Genomic DNA, 2,278 nt, shown 5'->3' with positions numbered 1-2,278 from the left:
AGTACGTGTTGACGAGCTGGTCGAGCGTGCCGTCGTCCTTGATCATCTTCAGGCCCTCGTTGAAGGCTGCGACGTTTTCGTCGCCCTTGCGGAAGACGAGGCCGAGCGGATCGGATTCCAGGTCCTTGATGGCAACGACGAGCTCGCCCGCAAACTCGCGCTCGTAGGCAGCCGCATTGGCGCCGTTAATGACGACGCCGTCGACGTCCTTGTTCTTGAGCGCGATGATGGCGGCGCTGAATGTATCGTAAGCGGCGACGTTTTCCTTGCCGACGACACTCTCGGCAACCTGGGCATCGGTCGTGTTCGCCTGGGCGGAGAGCTTTCTGCCGGCCTCCTTGAAGGCTGTAAGCGTGATGCCCTGATCGTCAGCCCGCATCAGCACGGCCTGGCTGTTGACGATGTAGGGATCGGAAAAATCCATCGCCTTCTTGCGTTCCTCGGTGATCGAGACGCCCGATGCGACGAGATCGAAGCTACCCTGGTCGAGGGCTGCGAAGATGCCATCCCAGCCGGTCGTGATGAACTCTGCCTGGCAGTTGATCTTGGCGCAGACGGCGTTGACCACATCAACGTCGAAGCCGACGACCTGTCCAGTGGCCGGATCGATGCTCTCCATCGGCGGCGAGGTGGTGTCGGATCCGACTTTCAGCAGCTTGCCGCCGAGATCGGCGGCATGGGACACGCTCGAAGCAAGGGCCGCAATGGCCAGGGCAATCATCAGTTTCTTCATGGTTCTCCTCCTTGGATAATTAACTTTGGATCAGGCGGCCGCCGAGATTGTCGGGCTGCCGTGCGATCAGCGTCGGCCTGAACACCTGCCGCAGCGCCACGGGGTCGTCCCCCTCCATCCGGCGCAACAGAAACTGCCCGAGCGTGCGGCCGAGCACCTCGATCGGCTGATAGAAGGTGGTAATCGGCGGCGTGAAATAGGCACTGACATTGATGTCGTCATAGGCGATGACGTCGACATCGACGCCGATCTGGCGCCCAAGACTGCCGAGCCCCGAGAGCACGCCGAGCGTGGTGGATTCGTTGATGCAGACAAAGGCGGTCGGAGCATCCTCAACCTGCAGGAAGTCAATGACTGCTTGCCGGCCGAAATGGGTCGAGAGATCGCCCTCGGCGATCAGTTCCATCGGCGCGTCGAGACTCGCCTCGCGAAACGCCCGAACGAAACCGTCGATCCTGTCGAGCGCATAGGACAGCCGCCGCTCCGGATTGACGAGCGCAATCCGACGGTGGCCGCCGGCGATCAGCCGCGCGGTTGCCGCATGCGCGGCCCATTCGTTGTCGATGTCGACATGGGCATAGTCGAGATCCTTGCGGCAGCGGCCCATAGAGACGAAAGGGAAATGCTCGGCAACAAGCAGATCGATGCGTGGATCTTCGGCGAGAATGCCGGAGAAGATCAGCCCGTCGGCAAGCCCCTGGTCGACGATGCGGCGCGCCGCTTCGGCGCCGTCGGCGGCGTCGCGGATGACATGCACCGACATGCGATAGTCCGTGCCTTCGAGCGCCTGGCTGATGCCGCTCAAGGTCTGGGTGTATTCGACGCCGTCCCATTCATAATCGCGCGCCGCAGTCACCGGCATCAGCACGGCGGCTTGAAAACTCTTGCCGGTGCGCAGCGCCATGCCACGGGCGTTTGCCTGGTAGCCGACCTCCCGCGCCGCCTTGTAGATGATGTCTCTTGTCGCCGGTGCGACCACGGGGGACTCGCGCAACGCCTTCGAGATCGTGGCGATGGAATAGCCCGTCATCTCGGCCAAGGTCTTGATCGTCGGCGTCGGTGTGCGCCGCGCCCTGTGCATCTCTGTCGCCATGCACCCTCCCAGGCGTCAGCATCTCCTTGAGCATAGAGGTAACAGCCAATAAAAACGTTTTCAAGAAAAATAAAAACGTTTTTATTTTAAAGGAGAGAACGTGAACGCGGGGTTGTTTCGCTCTCAATGCGCTTCAGGAGAACAGAAACCGCGGCCGTGTCGAGCAAAGTCAGGCGGCGATCCTGGCTTCCATTTGAAGAGCCTTCCGTTTCAGAAGAACTTGCAGACCTTCGCAATCCGATATCTGTTGCCGCCTATCGCGCAACCGGATCTGACCGCCATGCTTCATCACATTTCCTTCGGCGTCGCCGACATCGAGCGCGCGGCCCGGTTCTACGATACCGCATTGGCTCCGCTTGGCTATGTGCGGGTCTGGGACGACATTCGGCCAGGCGAGCCCGACCAGGCCGTCGGCTATGGCGCTCCAGGAGGCGGAGACAAGCTGGCGATCA

General features: G+C 61.2%; 2 protein-coding genes and 1 pseudogene. 1 reads left to right on the top strand and 2 read right to left on the bottom strand.

All coding sequences use genetic code 11. The features are described from left to right. Both I8N66_RS37145 and I8N66_RS37140 read right to left on the bottom strand, forming a co-directional pair. Positions 1-733 (bottom strand): transporter substrate-binding domain-containing protein (locus I8N66_RS37145; RefSeq protein WP_291165537.1); only part of this gene is annotated, 733 nt, incomplete at its 3' end. 19 nt (positions 734-752) lie between these two features. Next, on the bottom strand, positions 753-1,826 hold the full coding sequence (locus I8N66_RS37140; RefSeq protein WP_291165535.1) for a LacI family DNA-binding transcriptional regulator: 1,074 nt from the start codon (positions 1,824-1,826) through the stop codon (positions 753-755). Between the two features lie 280 nt (positions 1,827-2,106). On the opposite strand from I8N66_RS37140, the pseudogene I8N66_RS37135 reads away from it, so the two are divergent. Continuing rightward, positions 2,107-2,278 (top strand): annotated as a pseudogene (locus I8N66_RS37135) (VOC family protein); the annotation flags it as partial.

The sequence above is a fragment of the Ensifer sp. SSB1 genome, from assembly GCF_016652895.1.
Classification (GTDB): domain Bacteria; phylum Pseudomonadota; class Alphaproteobacteria; order Rhizobiales; family Rhizobiaceae; genus Ensifer.
This window is presented reverse-complemented; position numbering and strand designations above follow the sequence as displayed.

Excerpts from the sequence above, each read along its gene's own strand:
- I8N66_RS37140 (WP_291165535.1), bottom strand. The coding sequence starts at position 1,826 with ATGGCGACAGAGATGCACAGGGCGCGGCGCACACCGACGCCGACGATC.